General features: G+C 67.6%; 16 protein-coding genes. 13 read left to right on the forward strand and 3 right to left on the reverse strand.

Annotated features, from left to right (window positions below; genetic code table 11):
- Positions 1-4: 4 nt before the first annotated feature.
- Positions 5-1,489, reverse strand: a complete 1,485-nt coding sequence (locus tag BCL79_RS18655; RefSeq protein WP_121043970.1) for an AAA family ATPase — start codon at positions 1,487-1,489, stop codon at positions 5-7.
- A 132-nt stretch (positions 1,490-1,621) separates the two neighbouring features.
- Here BCL79_RS18655 and BCL79_RS18660 point away from each other — a divergent pair, with 132 nt between their 5' ends.
- From BCL79_RS18660 to BCL79_RS18700, 9 genes are all read left to right on the forward strand, one after another.
- Positions 1,622-2,254 (forward strand): ParA family protein, encoded by a 633-nt coding sequence (locus BCL79_RS18660; protein ID WP_121043973.1) that lies wholly within the window; start codon positions 1,622-1,624, stop codon positions 2,252-2,254.
- Positions 2,255-2,267: 13 nt separating this feature from the next.
- Positions 2,268-2,744 carry a SixA phosphatase family protein gene (locus tag BCL79_RS18665; RefSeq protein WP_121043976.1) on the forward strand — a complete coding sequence of 159 codons (477 nt, stop codon included), beginning with the start codon at positions 2,268-2,270 and terminating at the stop codon, positions 2,742-2,744.
- Between the two features lie 42 nt (positions 2,745-2,786).
- Positions 2,787-3,344 carry a YceI family protein gene (locus tag BCL79_RS18670; RefSeq protein ID WP_259462215.1) on the forward strand — a complete coding sequence of 186 codons (558 nt, stop codon included), beginning with the start codon at positions 2,787-2,789 and terminating at the stop codon, positions 3,342-3,344.
- A complete protein-coding gene (locus tag BCL79_RS18675) occupies positions 3,341-5,374 on the forward strand; it encodes a phospholipase D family protein (RefSeq protein ID WP_121043982.1) in 2,034 nt (677 codons plus the stop codon). The genes BCL79_RS18670 and BCL79_RS18675 overlap by 4 nt, the downstream gene beginning before the upstream one ends.
- Positions 5,375-5,399: 25 nt before the next feature.
- Positions 5,400-5,837, forward strand: coding sequence for a hotdog fold thioesterase (locus BCL79_RS18680; RefSeq protein WP_121043984.1), 438 nt, complete (start codon positions 5,400-5,402; stop codon positions 5,835-5,837).
- 181 nt (positions 5,838-6,018) lie between these two features.
- The gene (locus BCL79_RS18685; RefSeq protein WP_121043987.1) at positions 6,019-6,810 is read left to right on the forward strand and encodes a lysophospholipid acyltransferase family protein; all 792 of its coding nucleotides are present in this window, start codon (positions 6,019-6,021) and stop codon (positions 6,808-6,810) included.
- Positions 6,811-6,866: 56 nt separating this feature from the next.
- Complete coding sequence (locus tag BCL79_RS18690) at positions 6,867-7,862, forward strand: YheT family hydrolase (RefSeq protein ID WP_183073831.1); 996 nt, start codon at positions 6,867-6,869, stop codon at positions 7,860-7,862.
- 61 nt (positions 7,863-7,923) lie between these two features.
- On the forward strand, positions 7,924-9,993 hold the full coding sequence (locus BCL79_RS18695; protein ID WP_121043993.1) for a tetratricopeptide repeat protein: 2,070 nt from the start codon (positions 7,924-7,926) through the stop codon (positions 9,991-9,993).
- Positions 9,994-10,003: 10 nt separating this feature from the next.
- Complete coding sequence (locus tag BCL79_RS18700) at positions 10,004-10,615, forward strand: YbhB/YbcL family Raf kinase inhibitor-like protein (RefSeq protein ID WP_121043995.1); 612 nt, start codon at positions 10,004-10,006, stop codon at positions 10,613-10,615.
- A 135-nt stretch (positions 10,616-10,750) separates the two neighbouring features.
- Here BCL79_RS18700 and BCL79_RS18705 read toward each other — a convergent pair whose 3' ends face one another.
- Complete coding sequence (locus BCL79_RS18705; protein WP_121043998.1) at positions 10,751-11,575, reverse strand: META and DUF4377 domain-containing protein; 825 nt, start codon at positions 11,573-11,575, stop codon at positions 10,751-10,753.
- 71 nt (positions 11,576-11,646) lie between these two features.
- Complete coding sequence (locus tag BCL79_RS18710) at positions 11,647-12,441, reverse strand: undecaprenyl-diphosphate phosphatase (RefSeq protein WP_121044001.1); 795 nt, start codon at positions 12,439-12,441, stop codon at positions 11,647-11,649.
- Positions 12,442-12,718: 277 nt separating this feature from the next.
- Here BCL79_RS18710 and glnA point away from each other — a divergent pair, with 277 nt between their 5' ends.
- The 4 genes from glnA (at position 12,719) to BCL79_RS18730 (ending at position 18,215) form a co-directional block, all read left to right on the forward strand.
- Positions 12,719-14,128 carry a type I glutamate--ammonia ligase gene (glnA, locus tag BCL79_RS18715; RefSeq protein ID WP_121044004.1) on the forward strand — a complete coding sequence of 470 codons (1,410 nt, stop codon included), beginning with the start codon at positions 12,719-12,721 and terminating at the stop codon, positions 14,126-14,128.
- Positions 14,129-14,441: 313 nt separating this feature from the next.
- Positions 14,442-14,780, forward strand: a complete 339-nt coding sequence (locus BCL79_RS18720) for a P-II family nitrogen regulator (protein WP_019184907.1) — start codon at positions 14,442-14,444, stop codon at positions 14,778-14,780.
- Between the two features lie 18 nt (positions 14,781-14,798).
- Positions 14,799-16,229, forward strand: a complete 1,431-nt coding sequence (locus BCL79_RS18725) for an ammonium transporter (protein WP_121044007.1) — start codon at positions 14,799-14,801, stop codon at positions 16,227-16,229.
- Between the two features lie 327 nt (positions 16,230-16,556).
- Entirely contained in the window at positions 16,557-18,215 is a 1,659-nt protein-coding gene (locus BCL79_RS18730) for a ShlB/FhaC/HecB family hemolysin secretion/activation protein (protein ID WP_183073832.1), read from the forward strand.
- The last annotated feature ends 26 nt before the right edge of the window (positions 18,216-18,241 follow it).

Raw genomic sequence — 18,241 nt, forward strand, 5'->3', positions numbered from 1 at the left:
GGCGTCACACGTCCGCGCTGACGGTGCGCCCCCGTGCCCACTCGCGCAGCGCAGTGACCTGTTCGGCCATCAGCACCGATAGCGGCCGGCTGCCGCGGATCTCCTGCATCAACAGTTCGGTATCCAGCACACGCGATTCGGCATGCGCGGCGTACAGCCCCGACACCACCGCCTGTTCGATCTCCGCACCGGAGAAGCCATCCACCGCGGCCGCCAGCGCGGGCAGTGCGAAGTCGTCGGCATTGAGCTGGCGCTTGCCCAGATGCAGGCGCAGCAGTTCGACCCGGGTGTTGGCGTCGGGCAGATCGACGAAGAAGATCTCGTCGAAACGGCCCTTGCGCAGCAGCTCGGCCGGCAGTTCATGCACCTGGTTGGCGGTGGCGACGATGAATACCGTGCTCTTGCGCTCGGCCAGCCAGGTCAGCAGGTGGCCGAGCACCCGGCGCGACACGCCGCCATCTTCGCCGCCACTGGCCAGGCCTTTCTCGATCTCGTCGATCCACAGCACGCAGGGGGCCAGCTGCTCGGCCGAGGCGAGCGCGTCGCGCAGGTTCTTCTCGGTCTCGCCGTGGTACTTGTCGTACAGGCTGCCGAAGTCCAACCGCAGCAGCGGTACGCCGAAACCGGCCGCCGTTGCCTTGGCCAGCATTGATTTGCCGCAGCCCTGCACGCCGAGCAGCAGCATGCCCTTGGGCGGGTCCAGGCCGGCCGGGCCCGCGCCGCCCAGGAACACCGGCCGGCGCTGGTTGACCCAGCGCTTGAGCCGGTTGGCGCCCGCCACATCGGCAAAGCGGGTGGTGTCGTACTCGTAGTGCAGGTGGCCGGCGCGGTTGAGCAACTCGAACTTGAGCCGGGCCAGCTGTGGCAGGTCGTCCTGGCTGAGCGCGCCATCGGCGAAGATCAGCTGCCGGGCGATCCGGCGCGCGTCGACCAGGCTCAGCCCGCGCAGGTTGTGCAGGATCTTCTGGACCGCCTCGTTGTCCACCTCCACGCGCCGCCCGCCGTTCTCGCGGGCATAGGCTTCGGCTTCCTCGCGCAGCATCTTCAGCAGCGCGTTGAGGTCGGGCAGGCGCGGGTTGAAGCGGGTGGCCAGCGCTTCCAGCTCGGCCGGCAGCTCGACCTTGGCCCCGACCAGCACCAGCACGTGGGCCTCGCAGTGCCGCCGCTGGATCAGGTCGCGCAGGGCGCGCTGGTGGCTGGCATAGCCCAGGTAGGGGTGGAAATCGAGCAGCAGATAGATACCGCGCTGCTCGGCCTGGCGGATCATCTGCAGGGCCGAACTGGCATCGGGCGGGCCGACCGGGTCGTCCTCGCGGTCCATGTCGATCCGGCGCAGGCCCTCGGTGATCGACCAGCGGTGCAGGGCCCGCCAGACATGCATCAGGGTCTGGCGGAACAGCTCCACCACCCGGCCCTCATCCTGGGTCTCGATGATGATCAGCGGGGTGTTGGCGCGGATCAGCGCGCTCAGGTCCTGTAGTTCGCTCATGCTGGCGGTCAGTCCATTGGAACCATCCACGATAGCAAAGCCGTGGCCGTCGGTTCTGGTTCAGCGCTGCGACTATCTCCGTCACAGGCGCCGGTGTAGGCTGCGGGAACGTTCCCCGGAAGCGAGGCTTGCATGAAGACGATCCTGGTGGCCGGTTCCAAGGGCGGGGTGGGCAAGACCACCGTCGCCACCCACCTGGCGGCGCATTCGGCATTGGAAGGCAAACGGACCGTCCTGGCCGATGCCGATCCCCAGGGCTCCAGCACCCGCTGGGCGCAACGCCGCTCGGTTCTGGAAAGCGCCGTGCTGCCGATCGACGTGTATCGCAAAAAGAGCTGGGAACGACTGGTTCCCGAGGGCACCGACGAGGTCATCATCGATGCTCCGGCCGGTGCGATGGCCGACGATATTCCGCATTTCCTTGATGTTGCCGATGCGGTGGTGGTCCCCGTGCTGCCCTCCGCGCTGGATATCGAAGCCATCGTCGGCTTCCTCAACAGCCTGTCGCGCGTGCCCCGCGTCCACAACCGCAGCCTGCCGGTCGGGTTGGTGCTCAACCGCACCAAACCCTGGACGCAGACCTCGCAACAGGCGATACAGATGTTGGCCGATTGGCCGTATGAGGTCGTCGCGCAGTTGCGCGACAGCCAAAGCTATGTGGTGATGGTCGGGCTCGGACGGAGTCTGTTCGACTACCGCTCGGCCCAGGTGCGCGAGCACCAGAATGACTGGGAGCCGCTGTTGAAGTGGCTGAAGAAAGCCTGACACGAGAGATCCCATGCGAGAACTGATACTGCTGCGTCACGCCCATGCTGAAACCGCCAGCACCGGCCAGGCCGATCTGGACCGCCCGCTGTCGCCGGTCGGTCTGGCCGAAGCCGAGGCCGCCGGCCGCTGGCTCAAGGAAAACAATCTGCTGCCGGACTGCGTGCTCTGCTCGCCGTCGCGGCGGACCCGCGAAACCCTGGAAGCCGTCCTGGGCATCACCGGCTTCGTCGAGAAGCGGCTGGAGGACGCCGTCTACGAGGCCACCCCCGGCACCCTGATGGGGTTGATCGATGCGCGCCGCGATGTGGACCGCCTGCTGGTGGTGGGCCATAACCCCGGCCTGGAGCAACTGGTGGCCCTGATGAGCGAGGGCACCAGCAGCGACTACCGCGGCATGCCGCCGGGCGGGATCGCGGTACTGGCCTTCGACCGTGAGGCCGCCATCGAGCCTGGCGTGGCCAGCCTGACCGCCTTCTGGTGGCCGTAAGCAGTGTGGGCAGTCCGTGCGACGTGGTTCGGGCTGCTGTTGATGGCAGGGGCGGTGCATGCCGCCCCGCCGTCGTCGGTACCGGCTCCGACCAGCCATGCCCTGGCCTTCGATACGGCCAGCTCGCGCTTCGGGTTTGAGATCCGCACGCGGCTGGGACAGCGCATCGAAGGCGTGTTCCCGCGCTTTGAAGGCAACATCGAGGTGCTCTCCGACGGTCGCCACCAGGTGCACCTGCGGATGTTCACCCGTTACGTGGAAATCCCCGGCAAACCCCGCTACACCGGCTGGATGCGCGGCGAGGAGTTCTTCGACTCGGCGCGCTACCCGGTGGTCGAGTTCGATTCACTGCCCTACTGGCCGGAGGTGGTGGACAAGGGCGGCAGCATCCAGGGCCGGCTGATCCTGCGCGGGGTCAGCCACCCGGAGACCCTGCGGGTCGAGCCGCCGGCCTGTGCCCGGGCCGGGTATGATTGCGATGTGGTCAGCCGCGGTACCGTCCAACGTGGCCGGTATGGAATGGACAGCTGGCAGTTAGCCCTGAGTGATCGAGTGACCTTTGTATTGCGTGCGCGTCTGAGCGAGGCGCCGAAACCGTGAACCCATTGCTGCGTCTGTTGGTGCTGGCAACGCTGTTGCTGGGCAGCGGCTGTGCCTCGCTGTCCAATGCCGAGCGTGACCGCGCGGCCGGCATCGCCGTGCAGGCGCGCTCGACCGTGGTCGACTGCGACCAGCCGGATCGCTGTGCGCTGGATTCGCCGCTGCGCGCCCTCGGTGGCCGTGCGTTCGCCGAATCCCACGCCGGCCAGCCGCGCCACTATGCGACCCTCCTGGACGAAGGCGAGGTCTCGCTGGTCGCGCGGTTGAACCTGATCCGCAGCGCCACCCGCAGCATCGACCTGCAGACCTACATCTTCGACAAGGACGACAGCGCCCGGCTGGTGCTGGACGAACTGCAGGCGGCCGCCCGCCGCGGGGTCAAGGTGCGGGTGCTGATCGACCAGCTCTCGGCGATCTCCGATCTGGAGATTCTCGGCGCCCTGTCCGGCAGCCATGCAAATTTTTCGCTGCGGGTCTACAACCCGACCTTCGGCAAGGCACGCCTGAACTACTTCGACTACGCCGCCAGCGTGGTCTGCTGCTTCCGCCGCTTCAACCAGCGCATGCACAACAAGCTGCTGGTGGTCGACGATGCGTTGGGCGTGGTCGGTGGGCGCAATTACCAGGACGACTATTACGACTGGGACAGTGAATACAACTTCCGCGACCGCGACGTGATCGTGGCCGGCCCGGAGGTGCGCGAGATGGCCGCCAACTTCGATGCCTTCTGGCGCGCGCCGCGCAGCGTGCCGGCCGAGCGTCTCAACGATGTGGGGCGAACATTGCTCCGCCAGGGCGTACCGGCCATGCCGCCGGCCGACTTCCGGCGGCCGGAGCGGGTCGAGCGGGTCAGCGAAGAAGCCAACGATCCGGAGTTCGTGCGGCGTACCTTCGTGGACACCGCCCTGCCGGTGGCCTCGGTGCAGTACGTCGCGGACCTGCCACGCAAACATCGCCGCGAACGCGCCAGCCAGCCGGCCAACGGCCAGCACGTGACCGAGCCGCAACTGGATGCGTTGATCGCCAGCGCGCAGTCCGAAGTGCTGCTGCAGACCCCCTATCTGGTCCTGTCCAAGCCGGCGCAGCAGCTGTTCCGCACCCTGCGCAAGCGCGAGCAGGCGCCGCGGGTGGTGGTCTCGACCAACAGCCTGGCCGCCACCGACAACCCGATCGTCTACGCGCTGTCCTACAAGTACAAACGCCGCAACCTGCGCGAGCTCGGCTTCAACATCTACGAGTTCAAGCCATTCCCGCTGGATGCGCCGGTGGATTACCGCAATCTGCTGCCCGCACCGCTGGGGAGCGAGGTGCCGCCGTCGCAGGGCAAGCGCAGCAGCCTGCTCGGTGGCAGCGCGGCCGGCAGCAATGCGCGCGGCAGCGCCGACAACCGTGCCAGCAGCGGCCCGCGTCGAGGGAGTGCCGATCGCAACAGCGCCAGCGGTCGCCGCCGCAGTACCGATGGCAGCGAAGTCGAGCGCCGCGTGCTGCGTGCCGAAACCCGGCCCTCGTTCCTGGGCACCAAGGCGGTCAACAAGCCGCTGCCGGTCACCCGCAAGGGCGCGCGCATGGGCCTGCACGCCAAGTCGATGGTGGTGGACCGCCGCATCGGCGTGGTCGGCACGCACAACTTCGATCCGCGCAGTGAGAACTACAACACCGAAGGGGCGGTGATCATCGATGACCCGGTGTTCGCCGAGGCGCTGGCGCAGAGCATCCTGCGCGACATCCACCCGCAGAACTCCTGGGTGGTCGCGCCGCGTGCCAAGCCGCCGGTGCTGTCCGGCCTGAACTACAGCGTCGGCAAGGCCTCCGAGGCGTTGCCGGTGCTCGATTTCTGGCCGTGGCGCTACGCCACTGATTACGAATTCCAGCCCGGGCCCGCGTGCCCGGCTCCGCTCAAGCGGCAGGACCCGGCCTTCCACACCTGTTATGTCGCCGTCGGTGACTTCCCCGAAGTGAATGTCGGGCCGAAGTGGCTGCTGGTGCGCATGCTCACCGCCTTCGGCGCCGGGCTGGTCCCGATCCTGTAAGTCTGCAACCCCACGGAGAAGCTGCATGTCCCAGGTATTCCGCGACGCGGTGTCCATCGAAGCGCTCAACGCGCTCAGCCGCAACACGCTCATCGAGCACCTGGGCATCGCGTTCACCGCCGCCGGCGAGGACTGGATCAGCGCGACCATGCCGGTCGACGAACGCACCCGCCAGCCGTACGGCATCCTGCACGGTGGCGCCTCGGTGGTGCTGGCGGAAACCCTCGGCAGCAGCGCCGGCAATCTGTGCGTGGATACCACGCAGCAGGTCTGCGTGGGGCTGGAAATCAACGCCAACCACATCCGCGCCGTGCGCGCCGGCACCGTCACCGGCACCGCGCGTGCGGTGCATGTCGGGCGCAGCACCCAGGTCTGGGACATCCGCATCGAGGACGAGGCCGGCAAGCTGGTCTGCACCTCGCGGTTGACCCTGGCGGTGGTGCCCGCCGTGCGCCCGGGCTGATCGCGCGCATGGCACGGATGCTGTGTTGCGTGGCCCACCACAGTGCGCCGGCGCATGTGGGGACGGCCGTTGTGCCGCCGGTGGCCGTTGGCTTGACGGCTTGCGGCGGCTGGCTTGCGCACGCCATCGATTTGTCCGGATTCCGCTGGCAGAGCCTGCGGCGCTCGGGTATCGTTCGCGGATGAATTCCCCCACTCCGGCCTCACGTGGCGGCGTGGCGCGTGTGTGCCGTTACCTGTACCGCGTTCCGCTGCTGCTGGTCCACCTGTTGCTGTTCCTGCCGATGCTGCTGATCGCCATGCTGCCGCCGTGGGGGCGCGTGCGCGTGGGCGAACGGACGTTCGAACATGCGGCGGTGAACGCCTGGTCGGCCGGCCTGATGTGGATCTTCGGCTTTCGCCTGCACCGGATCGGCACGCCGCTGCCGGGTGCGGTGCTGTTCGTGGCCAACCATGTCAGCTGGGTCGATATCTCGATGCTGCACAGCCAGCGGATGATGGGCTTCGTGGCCAAGCAGGAGATCGCCGGCTGGCCGGTGGTCGGTTGGCTGGCCGCGCGCGGGCAGACCATTTTCCACCAGCGTGGCAGCACCGAATCGCTGGGTGGCGTGATGCAGGAAATGGTCGTGCGCCTGCGCGAAGGCAAGGCGGTCGGCGTGTTCCCCGAAGGGCGCACCCGCGGTGGCCATGAAGTCGGCCCGTTCCATGCGCGCATCTTCCAGGCCGCGGTCGAGACCCAGGTCCCGATCCAGCCGGTCGCGCTGCGCTATGGCTGGCGCGGTGACGCGCAGACCATTGTTGCGTTCGGCCCGAAAGAGAGTTTCTTCGCCAACTTCCTGCGTCTGCTGGGAGAGCCGGCACGGCGGGCCGAGGTCCACTTCCTCGCGCCCATTGATACCCACGATCTGGAAGGCCGTCGCCGCATCGCAGAAACCTCGCGTGCGCGCATCCTGGCGGCCATGTCCGCCGAGTAAGCGGTGGTGTTCCTTCACACGCCAGCGTCGCGGCCGGGAGCAGGCTCGCGCCCATGTTGACTGCTGCCGACTATCATCCCCCGCGTTGGCTGCGCAATCCGCACCTGCAGTCGATGCTCAGCTCCAGCCGGATGCGCATGCAGCGCGGCCTTGCACTGCTTGCGGCCACCGGCGCGCACACCGACGAACTCATTCTCGATGGCGGCGAAGGCGTCCGCCTGCAGGGCTGGCACAGCTATATCCAGGGGCGCCAGCCGATCGGAATGGCGTTGCTGCTGCATGGCTGGGAAGGCAGTGCCGAATCCAGCTACATGCGCATGACCGCCGCGCGGCTGCTGGAAGAGGGCTACGACGTGGTGCGGCTGAACTTCCGCGACCACGGCAACACCCACCATCTCAACCCCGGCATCTTCCACTCCAACCGCATCGATGAAGTGGTGCAGGCTGCCGGGGATATCGCCCGGCGCTGGCCCGAGCTGCCCCTGGTCGCGGCCGGCTACTCGCTGGGCGGCAACTTCGTGCTCCGCCTGGCACTGCGTGCGCCCTCGGCCGGCGTGCCACTGCGCCGCGTGGCCTCGGTCTGCCCGGTGCTGGACCCGGCGATCACGATGGAAAGCATCGAGAACGGCCCGGCAATGTACGACTGGTACTTCCGGCGTAAATGGGCTGGCTCGCTGCGCCGCAAGCGCGATCTGTTTCCCGAGCTGAGCGACTGGGACGACCGTGTGCTCAAGCTGGACATCCGCGCGCTGACCGCCTGGCTGGTCGAGCACCACACCGAGTTCGGCTCGCTGCAGGCCTACTTCGATGGCTACTCCATCGCGGGTGATCGCCTGGCCGGGTTGCAGGTGCCGGCCGACATCCTGATGGCCCAGGACGATCCGGTGATCCCGTTCGCCACCTTCAACGGCTGGCGCCTGCCGGCCCATGCCCACCTGGAAATCGCCCCCTGGGGCGGCCACTGCGGCTTCCTGGAGAACTGGCGCGGCGATGGCTTCTCCGAGCGCTGGGTAGCCCAGCGGTTGCGGATCGAGGCCAATACGCCCGCCTGACCGGGCGTTCTGGCCGTCCGGCCCCGCTACAATCGGGGTTTGCCCTCGAGTTCGGACCGTCATGCAAGACCAGATTCTCCAAGCCCTGCGCCGCAATGCGGTGGACGATGCCGTGCAGCTGGCGCGCGAATGGACCACGGCCGAGCCGGAGCAGCCGCAGGCGCACCGCTGGTTGTCGCTGTCGCTGCAGCAGCAGGGCCAGTTCGATGACGCACTGGCCAGCCTGCAGCAGGCGCTGACGCTGGCGCCGGACAATGCCGACCTGCATCTGCAGCAGGCAGGCCTGCTGCTGGCCCTGCGCCAGTTCGATGCGGCCGGCTCGGCGCTGGACCGCACGGCCGAACTCAACCCCAATGAACTGTCCGCGTACGTGATGCAGGCGCATCTGGCGCTGGCCCGCAACGACGTGGATGAAGCCGATCGACTGACCCGGCTGGCGCTGCGCGTGGACGACGATCATCCGGAACTGGCCGCGCTGTCGGGCATGGTCGCGCTGCGCCGTGGCGAGGTGGATCGCGCGCTGGCCCAGCTCTCGGCAGCCAGCCAGGCGCTGCCCGATGACGCGCGTGTGTTGTATGCGCTCGGCTTCGCCTACCTTGGCAAAGACATGTTGGCCTTCGCCGAACAGGCCTTCCGCCGTGTGCTTGCCCTGAATCCGGCGACCACCGCCCTGCAGGGGCTGGTGGTCCAGCTCGCGCTGCGCCAAGGCAACCTGGAAAGCGCGTCGGACATGATGCACCAGGTGTTGGCTGCGCCCGGTGGCGACACCCCGGCCATGCGCCGTCTGGCCGGGGAGCTCGAACTGCAGGCCGGTCAGCCGTTGCAGGCGCTTGAGCACCTGTTGCCGGTGCTGGCGCAGTGGCCGTCCGATCGCCACACGCTGCAGATGCTGCTGATGGCCTGGCAGCGCCTGGGCCGCGAACAGCAGGCACGGGAGACGCTGGATGCGGCCTTGGCTGATCACCCGGCCATCCATGATCTGTGGATGGCGCGCCTCACGGTCGAGCCCGTGGGGGGCCCGGAAGCGGTCGCCATCGGCGAGCGCTGGCTGCAGGCCATGCCCGAGCATCTGCCGGCGCTGGAGACGCGCCTGCGCCTGCACGACATGAACAACGAAGAAGACGCGGCCGAAGCCGTGGCCGAGCGCATCGTCGCGCTGGAGCCGGGCCGGGCATCGGGCGAAGTGCGACTGGTCGATGGCCTGCTCGCACGCGACCCGGCCGCCGCCATTGCGCGCGTGCAGGCGCTGCATGACAACGCACCTGAAGAAGCGAAGGCCGGGCTGCGCGCGTGGCTGGGGTCCGTCCAGGACCGTGCCGGCCAGTACCACGATGCGCTGCGGACGTGGGTGGACCTGCATGCGGCCGAGGCACCCCAGCGCCTGCCGCTGCCGCCGCAGGCCAAAGCCCCGCTGAGCTGGCCGGAGCTGGCGCCGGTGGCTGAGGACAATGCCGTCGCCCCGCTGTTCATCTGGGGGGCACCGGGCGCCGGGGTGGAGCGGGTGGTCGCCGCGATGGCAGCCGCCAGCCCGGTGATGCGCGGCGACCGTTTCGGGCCCACGCCGCCCAATGATCCCTTCCAGCGCTACCACACGCTGCAGGAACTCTCGACCGGCAAGCTCACCCCGGAAGCGCTGGTGGAGCAATGGCGCAGTCAGTTGCCGGCCCGGGGCATCGCCGACGGCGCGGTGATCGACTGGCTGCTGTGGTGGGACAACGCACTGCTGTGGGCGCTGCGCCCGCAGCTGCCGGAGGGCCGCCTGATCATCGTGCTGCGTGACCCGCGCGACATGCTGCTGGAGTGGATCGCCTTCAGCGCCCCGGCACCGCTCGCGGTGACCTCGGTGCACGAAGCGGCCGAATGGCTGGCGCGTTCGCTGGCCCAGGTTGCCACCCTGCACGAGCAGAACCTGTACCCGCACGCGCTGTTGAAGATCGACGACATCGGCAACGATCCGCAGGCGATGGCCGAGTACCTCGGCGCCCAGTTCGGCATGCGTTTCCCGCCGGCACCCACGCTTGGCCCGGCCCGCATGGCCCCGGGCCACTGGCGCGATTACCGCGATGAAATGGGCCCGGCCTTCGCGCTGCTGACCTCGGTCGCAGTGCGCCTGGGCTACCCGGAAGCGTGAGGAGACCGGTATGCATCTGAGCAGTGACAGCATCACCAACGGCCAGCCGATCGCCGCCACGTTCGCGGCCGGCACTGCCGAGGGCTTCGCGCCCAACCGCAACCCGCAGCTGGCCTGGCACGACGTGCCGGCCGGTACCCGTTCGTTCGCGCTGTTGTGCATCGACCCGGATGTGCCGACCGTGCCGGAGACGGTCGGCCGCCAGGATCGCACGGTGCCACGCGATCAGCCGCGTGCGCACTTCGCGCACTGGGCGATGGCCGATATCCCGGCCGACGTGCGCGAGCTCGCCGCGGGCAGCTGCAGCGATGGCTTCACCGTGGGGGGCAAGACCCAGCCGGCGGGCCCGGCAGGCAGCCGTCAGGGCCTGAACGATTTCACCGGCTGGTTTGCCGGCACTCCGGACATGGCCGGCCAGTACCTGGGTTATGACGGCCCCTACCCGCCGTTCAACGACGAGCGCGTGCACCGCTATTTCTTCCGTGTGTTCGCGCTGGACGTGGCGCAGCTGGCGCTGCCCACGCCGTTCACCGCCGCGGATGTGCTGCATGCGATGCACGGGCACGTGCTGGCCGAAGCCTCGCTGCATGGCACCTACACGTTGAATCCGGCGCTGGCCTGAGGTGAGGTGCCGACCATGGGTCGGCGCGCGCCCCGGTAGATACCAACCGTTGGTCGGTACTGCGCTATCGGGAGCCGGCCAGCGGCCGGCACTACAGAATGAAGAAGGGCGGCCAGTGGCCGCCCTTCTGCTTTCTCACTTCTTCACGTTTTCCGATTCGACCACCATGTCCAGCACGTAGGCGTTGGACGAGGCATCGGCCGGCGGGTTGGCGATCGTGTAACGCTTCACGCGCACCACGTTGCGCACGCCGTCTTCGTGGGTGTAGCCCTCGATGACGTCGTAGAAGTTCTGCCACTCACCCGGCTCGCCCTGCTTGATGCCGTTGGCGTCGTAGCGGATCTCGCGGGTCTGCAGGCACTGCTTGTCGCGGATCATCGGGTGCGGGCACGGCTTGGTCTGCGCGGCCACTTCCAGGAACACCGTTTCGCCTTCGCCGCCGTAGCGGGTTTCCGCGGTCGGCTCCGGGGTGAACACCAGCACATCGCCCTTGGTGGTGCGCAGGGTCAGCTGGCCGGCATCGCCCAGTTCGGTCTTGAGCGTGCCTTCCAGGCGGCTGCCGACGGCCTGGTCCAGCGCCATCAGGTTCTTGTCCGTGCAGGCCATCATGGTCGAGGCCATCGGCGAGAGGGTCAGCGAACCATCGGCCAGCGTGTAGCCGCCGCCCATGCGGTTGCAGGTGTTGCTGATCGCGATGCGGTCATCCTTGAAATCCAGCGTGACCGGCGTGTCGGCGCGGGCGAACAGCGCATCGATGCGCTTGCCGCTGGCATCGGTGGCCGAATCCAGGCGCCAATGGCTGCCCTGAAGGCGCTGCATGTCCAGACGGGCCACGGCGGCCTGGTCGGCGGCGGCGGTCGGTGCCGGGGCGAGGTCATCGCGGCCGGCCGGGGCGGTGGAGGGGTTGCTGCAGGCGGCCATCAGGGCCAGCGGCAGCATCAGCATCAGGGTGCGTTTCATGTACATCTCCTTGGGAACCTGGGGAAAAACGCCGGCGCATCCACAACGGGGTTGTGCCAGCGCCGGGCCGTTCAGTTGCCAGCCGGCAACCAGAGCAGCAATGCCGCGCCCAGCGCGATGCGGTAAACCGCGAACGCCGTGAACCGGTGCGACTTGATGTAGCCCAGCAACCACTTCACTACGATGAAGCCGGTGACGACCGCGGCAAGGAAGGCCACGCCCACATCGGTCCAGTTCTCGCTGGCAAGCTTGCCGTCCTTGGCCAGTTCCAGGAAGGCATAGCCGCTGGCGGCGAACATGGTCGGGATGCCCACCAGGAACACGAACTCGGTGGCCTTCGCGCGGCGGCTCAGGCCGAACAGCATCGCGATGAAGATCGCCGCCGCCGAACGCGAGGTCCCCGGGAACACACCGGCCACCACCTGCGCCACGCCCACCAGGATGGCGACCTTCCAGGTCACCTCATCGCGCTCGGGCAGGCGCGCGGTGTAGGCCTCCACCAGGAGCATCCAGAGGCCACCGATGATCAGCGCCCAGGCCACCGGCGTGACCGTCTCGGGCAGCTCCCAGCCGGCCAGGCGGACCGGCAGGCCCACCACGGCGGTCACCAGGAAGGCAGTCCCCAACTTGAGCACGTAATCGCGGTTGGCGCGTTCATGCAGGCCGGTGGCCAGGGTCCACAGCCGCTGCCGGAACACCAGCGTGATCGCCAGGATCGCGCCGGCCTGGATGATGATGTTGAAGAAGTCCGAGCGTGCGCCCAGCCAGTGCTGGGCGATCAGCAGGTGGCCGGTGCTGGAGATCGGCAGGAATTCGGTGAGGCCTTCAAGAATGCCCAGAAGGAGGGCGGAGAGCAGGTCGGACATCGGCGGTACTGGAGCTCGCGCAGGGGTGGAATCGGGCAGCGGCGACAGCCGGACGCTGTGGCCAACGTCGCCTGTCGACGGCCCGTGGGCGTAAAGCATAGTGCATCCCGCATCGCACCAAAGGTGTGCATGGTGCAGCGTTTGCACTGCTTTGGTGCGTTCGCGCACGCGCCGCGAGGCGCGCCCGCCCAGTGAAATCAAGGATTTGTGAACGCGGAAAAGTTGGCACGGGGTTTGCTGTATCTACATACGCAATCACCCATCTGAGGTTTCACCGATGTCCGTGGAAAATGTTGAGAAGCTGATCAAGGACAACCAGATCGAGTTCATCGACCTGCGTTTCGTCGATATGCGTGGTATCGAGCAGCACGTCACCTTCCCGGTCAGCATCGTGGAGCCGTCGCTGTTTGAAGAAGGCAAGATGTTCGATGGCAGTTCGATCGCCGGCTGGAAGGGCATCAACGAGTCGGACATGGTGCTGCTGCCGGATCCGTCCAGCGCCTACATCGACCCGTTCTACGCCGACCCGACCCTGGTCATCAGCTGCGACATCCTCGATCCGGCCACCATGCAGCCGTACGGCCGCTGCCCGCGCGGCATCGCCAAGCGCGCCGAGGCCTACCTGAAGTCCTCCGGCATCGCCGAGCAGGCCTTCTTCGGCCCGGAGCCGGAGTTCTTCATCTTCGATTCGGTCCGCTTCGCCAACGACATGGGCCACACCTTCTTCAAGATCGATTCCGAAGAAGCGGCCTGGAGCACCGGTGACAAGTACGATGGCGCCAACAGCGGCTACCGTCCTGCCGTGAAGGGCGGCTACTTCCCGGTCCCGCCGACCGATTCGCTGCACGACCTGCGTGCGGAAATGTGCAAGACGCTGGAACAGGTCGGCATCGAAGTGGAAGTGCAGCATCATGAAGTGGCCACTGCCGGCCAGTGCGAGATCGGCACCAAGTTCAGCACCCTGGTGCAGAAGGCCGATGAACTGCTGCGCATGAAGCACGTCATCAAGAACGTCGCCCACCGCAACGGCAAGACCGCCACCTTCATGCCCAAGCCGCTGGTCGGCGACAACGGCAGCGGCATGCACGTGCACCAGTCGCTCTCCAAGGGCGGCACCAACCTGTTCTCCGGTGACGGCTACGGCGGGCTGAGCCAGCTGGCGCTGTGGTACATCGGCGGCATCTTCAAGCACGCCAAGGCGATCAATGCCTTCGCCAACTCCGGCACCAACAGCTACAAGCGCCTGGTGCCGGGCTTTGAAGCCCCGGTGATGCTGGCCTACTCGGCCCGCAACCGCTCCGCCTCGTGCCGCATTCCGTGGGTGTCCAACCCGAAGGCGCGCCGCATCGAAATGCGCTTCCCCGATCCGATCCAGTCCGGCTACCTGACCTTCACCGTGCTGATGATGGCCGGCCTGGACGGCATCAAGAACCAGATCGACCCGGGCGCCCCGAGCGACAAGGATCTGTACGACCTGCCGCCGGAAGAAGAGAAGCTGATCCCGCAGGTCTGCTCCTCGCTGGACCAGGCCCTGGAAGCGCTGGACAAGGACCGCGAGTTCCTCAAGGCCGGTGGCGTGATGAGCGACGACTTCATCGATGGCTACATCGCGCTGAAGATGCAGGAAGTCACCAAGTTCCGCGCGGCGACCCATCCGCTTGAGTACCAGATGTACTACGCGAACTGAGCAACAGGTGACGATGACGAAGGATTTCCCTCCCACCCTTCGTCATCGTCGCCGCCTTGGCGGCTGGGGAGCCGGCAAAGCACGTCGTAGAGCGGACCGTTGGTCCGCTGCACCACCAGGGGCAAGAGAGACCGGACGCGTCATGGGCCCTTCCTCCCTCCCGCGTCACCGCTGGCGTCGCCCTTCGGGCGTCGGCATCGGCGTGGCCCATGCAACGTTCGGCGCAACGACCGGCGGCCATGTGCAAGTGGCCGCCGGTTGACCTGACATCGGCCCCACGCGGGCCGGTTCCATCCACCATCGGGATATGCGCATGAAATTGATCTCCGCCATCATCCGGCCGTTCAAGCTCGACGAGGTCCGCGAGGCCCTCTCCGACGCTGGCGTGTCGGGCATCACCGTGACCGAAGTCAAAGGCTTCGGGCGCCAGAAGGGCCACACCGAGTTGTATCGCGGCGCGGAGTACGTCGTGGATTTCCTGCCGAAGATCAAGATCGAGACCGTCGTGACCGACGATCGCCTGGAGGCCGTGGTCGAGGCCATCCAGACCGCAGCCGGCACCGGCAAGATCGGCGACGGCAAGATCTTTGTCACCGCGGTCGAACAGGTCGTCCGCATCCGCACCGGCGAAATCGGCGCTGACGCGCTCTAACCCCACTCGGAGCCCACAATGAAGACCTCTTTGTTCACCGGGTGGCAAGCCCGGTTCCATGCCGTGTGCCTGATGATGTTGCTCAGCGCGTTGGCCGTTGGTGCCTTCTCCAGCAGCGCGCACGCCCAGGCGCAGGTCACGCCGGTACCCTCGGAGACGGTCGCGGTCGAGCCGCTGCCGGCCACGCCCGGGGCCACCGCCGCACCGGTTGCAGAAGCGGCTGCCGCCACGTTCGATCACGGCGATGTCGCCTGGATGCTCACCTCCACCCTGCTGGTGCTGCTGATGGTGGTGCCGGGCCTGGCCCTGTTCTACGGCGGCCTGGTCCGCTCCAAGAACGTGCTGTCCATCCTCAGCCAGATCCTGGTGGTGTTCTCGCTGGTGCTGATGCTGTGGGTGGCCTATGGCTACAGCGCGGTGTTCAGTGAAGGCAACGCCTTCTTCGGCTCGTTCACCCAGTTCGCCTTCCTCAAGGGCTTCGGCCCGGACACCGTCGGCAACACGCCGATCGCCGGCCTGCCGGATTATCTGTTCGTCGCCTTCCAGTCGACCTTCGCCGGCATCACCACCGCCCTGATCGTCGGTGCGTTCGCCGAGCGCATCAAGTTCAAGGCCGTGCTGCTGTTCTCGGCCCTGTGGTTCACCCTGAGCTACATCCCGATGGCGCACATCGTGTGGGGCGGCGGCTATCTCGGTGAGATGGGCGCGATCGATTTCGCCGGTGGCACCGTGGTCCACATCAATGCCGGCGTGGCGGGCCTGGTGGGCGCGTACTTCGTCGGCAAGCGCATCGGCTACGGCCAGACCGCACTGAAGCCGCACAACGTGCCGTTCACCTACATCGGCGCGATGCTGCTGTGGGTGGGCTGGTTCGGCTTCAACGCCGGCTCGGCCGCCGCCGCCGACACCGTCGCCTCGCTGGCCTTCATCAACACCATCCTCGCCACCGCTGCTGCGGTGCTGGGCTGGACCCTGGTCGAAGCAGTCAGCAAGGGCAAGCCGTCCGCGCTGGGCGCTGCCTCCGGCGCCGTGGCCGGCCTGGTCGGCATCACCCCGGCCTGCGGCACCGTGGGCCCGCTGGGCGCGATCGTGATCGGCCTGGTCGCCGGCGTGGTCTGCGTCTGGGGCGTCACCGGTCTCAAGCGCCTGCTCAAGGTCGATGACACCGCCGACGTGTTCGGTGTGCACGGCATCGGCGGCATCGTCGGGGCACTGCTCACCGGCGTGTTCAGTGCGCAATCGCTGGGCGGCACCAAGGCCGATCTGGACATCGGCCACCAGGTCTGGGTGCAGCTGGTCAGCGTCGGCTTCACCATCGTGTGGTGTGCCGTGGCCACCGTGCTGATCCTGCTGGTGGTGCGCATGGTGTTCGGCCTGCGCGTCACCGAAGAAGCCGAGCGCACCGGCCTGGACGTCACCTCGCACGGCGAATCGGCCTACGAGGCCTGAGCCGCGCGATGCCGCATTAGAAACGAGAGAGAGCTGCTTCACCTTCGCCGGCGGCCTTCGGGTCGCCGGCTTTTTTGTGGGCGGCCCATAAGCCCACATGCCCTGACCGGCGTCACGCTTTCACACGCGCGTTTTCACACACGATCCGACCAACGGTCATTTCCAACCCTGTTTCCGGCGGCCCGATTGGCTTACAGTGCGCGCGCCAGCGGCCATCGCGTCGGCTGGCCCGGATTCTTTCCAAGGAAGAGCGTAATCGTGCAACAGGGACGTAATGAACGCAGCCGTGCGCTGCGCTGGCGACTGACTGTGGGTGTTGCAGTGGCCATGGGCTGCCTGCCGGCCGCCGTGTGCGCGCAGGTTGCCCCACCGGATCAGGAACTGCTGCGCCAGCAGGAACGCGAGCGGGCCCTGCGTGAACAGCAGGAGACCACACCGGACGTGCGCCTCCAGGCCGCGCCGGAAGAGGCGGTGGGTCGCCTGCCGGCTGCCGAATCGCCGTGCTTCCCGATCCAGCGCATCGTGCTGGAGGGGGAGCTTGCCGATCGCTTCCGCTGGTCACTGCGCGCGGCTGATCCGAGCGACGATCCGGCCACCGGCCGTTGCCTGGGCACCGGCGGCGTGGACATCGTGATCAAGCGCATGCAGAACGCGATCATCGCGCGGGGCTATGTGACCACCCGCATCCTGGCCGCACCGCAGGACCTGAAGACCGGCACGCTGACCCTCACCGTGGTGCCGGGTCGCATCAACGCCGTCCGCTTCGCCAGCGAGGAAGGGCGTACGCCCGCCCTGTGGAATGCGTTGGCGGTGGGCCCGGGCGATGTGCTCAACCTGCGCGATATCGAACAGGCGCTGGAGAACCTGCAGCGCGTGCCGACCGCCGCAGTCGACATCCAGATCGCCCCACCGCAGGAGGGCGCACAGGACAAGCCCGGTGAAAGCGACCTGGTCATCAGCTGGGCGCAGCGCACACCGGTGCGCGTGAGCCTGACCCTGGATGACGCCGGCAGCCAGTCCACCGGCAAGCTGCAGGCCGGCGCCACGCTGTCGCTGGACAACCTGGCCGGGCTGAGCGACCTGTTTTACTTCAATGCGGGCAAATCCGTGTTCAACGGCAGCGACCGCGGCACCGACAGCTGGTCCACGCACTACAGCGTGCCGCTGGGTGGGTGGCTGCTGGGTGCCAACGCCAGCGAATACGACTACCAGCAGACCGTGGCCGGTGCCTACGAGAGCTATGAGTACAGCGGCTCCAGCCGCAATGCCGAGCTGCGCCTGACCCGCATGCTGTTCCGCAATGCGCATGCCAAGACCAGCATGCATGCGCGCGGCTGGTACCGCGAATCGGACAACTTCATCGACGACACCGAGATCCTCGTGCAGCGCCGGCGCATGGCCGGGTGGGAGCTGGGGATGGCGCACCGCCACTTCATCGGCAAGGCCACGCTGGATGCGAACCTGGCCTACCGCCGCGGCACCGGGGCGTTCAACGCGCTGCAGGCACCAGAAGAGGGCTTTGGCGAAGGCACCGCGCGCGGCAAGGTGGTGACCGCCGATGCGCAGCTCACCGTGCCGATGCAATGGGGCCGCCAGGCACTGCGCTACACCGGCAGCTGGCGTGCGCAGTGGAACCGTTCGCGGCTGGTGCCGCAGGACCGCTTCTCCATCGGCGGCCGCTACACCGTGCGCGGCTTCGACGGGGAGCTCTCGCTCACCGGTGAGCGCGGCTGGCTGCTGCGCAACGAGCTGGCCGTCGCCATGGGCGGCGGTGTCGAAAGCTTCGTGGCCGTGGACCATGGCCAGGTGGGCGGCCCCTCGACCGAGTGGCTGCTCGGCGACCGCCTCACCGGCATGGCGCTGGGCCTGCGTGGCGGCTCGCGACACGTGCAATGGGAAGGCTTCGTCGGCAGCCCGCTGCACAAGCCCGATGGCTTCCAGACCGCCTACACCACGTTTGGCATGAACCTCGGCGTCTCGTTCTGACGCCAGCTGTACGGCCCTGCGCGCCG

The organism is Stenotrophomonas rhizophila (genome assembly GCF_003651185.1).
GTDB lineage: Bacteria > Pseudomonadota > Gammaproteobacteria > Xanthomonadales > Xanthomonadaceae > Stenotrophomonas > Stenotrophomonas maltophilia_Z.